The sequence below is a fragment of the Pseudomonadota bacterium genome, assembly GCA_038533575.1.
Taxonomy (GTDB): domain Bacteria; phylum Pseudomonadota; class Alphaproteobacteria; order Rhodobacterales; family Rhodobacteraceae; genus Shimia_B.
The window spans coordinates 1-1,254 of record JBCAYL010000027.1 but is presented as its reverse complement, the minus strand read 5'-3'; the positions used below and the strand labels follow the sequence as shown (position 1 = coordinate 1,254).

Below are 1,254 nucleotides of genomic sequence, written 5' to 3'. Positions count from 1 at the left end.
CGATTTTTAGCTGCCTTGTCGCGGACTTAGCTTAGAGCTTCTCTAGTGTTTGAGCCCACTGAATATCATCAAGCTGGCGCTAGAAGGCTGCTCAAAAAAGCTTTCTAACGTGCGCTTTCAGCAGACAAAGGACTTAATGCCATATTAAGAGCCCAGAAAAAGAGGATTGTTAAATGACCATTGCAATGGGACAAGCGCCCGCCGGTCGGGGACGGTTTGACGTCCTCGACGACTGGCTAAAGCGCGACCGTTTCGTATTTGTAGGTTGGTCCGGTTTGCTTCTGTTCCCCTGCGCCTTCATGGCGATTGGTGGATGGATGACCGGTACAACCTTTGTGACGTCGTGGTACACCCACGGCCTCGCCAGTTCCTACCTAGAAGGCTGCAACTTCCTAACCGTTGCAGTTTCCACCCCCGCAGACAGCATGGGCCACTCCCTGCTGCTGTTGTGGGGCCCAGAAGCCCAAGGCGACTTCGTTCGCTGGTGCCAGATTGGCGGCCTGTGGGCATTCGTTGCCCTCCACGGCGCGTTTGGCCTGATTGGCTTCATGCTTCGCCAGTTCGAGATTGCTCGCCTGGTGGGGATTCGCCCTTACAACGCAATTGCCTTCAGTGGTCCAATTGCGGTGTTCGTCTCCGTGTTTTTGATGTACCCGTTGGGTCAGTCATCCTGGTTCTTCGCGCCAAGCTTCGGTGTGGCAGCGATTTTCCGATTCCTGCTGTTCCTACAGGGCTTCCACAACTGGACGTTGAACCCGTTCCACATGATGGGCGTAGCCGGTATCCTTGGCGGCGCGCTGCTGTGTGCGATTCACGGTGCGACGGTTGAGAACACGCTGTTCCAAGACAACGAGAACGCGAACACGTTTAAGGCGTTTGAGCCAACTCAGTCAGAAGAGACCTACTCGATGGTCACCGCGAACCGATTCTGGTCACAGATTTTCGGGATTGCGTTTTCGAACAAGCGCTGGCTTCACTTCTTCATGCTGTTCGTCCCAGTGACGGGCCTATGGATGAGTTCGGTTGGTATTGTGGGCCTTGCATTGAACTTGCGAGCCTATGACTTTGTGTCCCAGGAAATCCGCGCAGCGGAAGACCCTGAGTTTGAGACCTTCTACACAAAGAACATTCTGTTGAACGAAGGTATTCGTGCCTGGTTGAGTCCACAGGACCAGCCACACGAGCAATTTGTATTCCCTGAAGAAGTTCTACCTCGTGGTAACGCGCTGAAAGTCTGGCGGTCAGGACTTACAG

The 1,254-nt window shown here is 54.0% G+C and carries 1 protein-coding gene; it reads left to right on the top strand.

Annotation, left to right across the window (positions count from 1 at the left end):
• Positions 1-173: 173 nt before the first annotated feature.
• Positions 174-1,254, top strand: a 1,081-nt coding sequence (gene psbD, locus AAFM92_16850; protein ID MEL7302031.1) for a photosystem II D2 protein (photosystem q(a) protein), incomplete at its 3' end; no start/stop codon positions are given.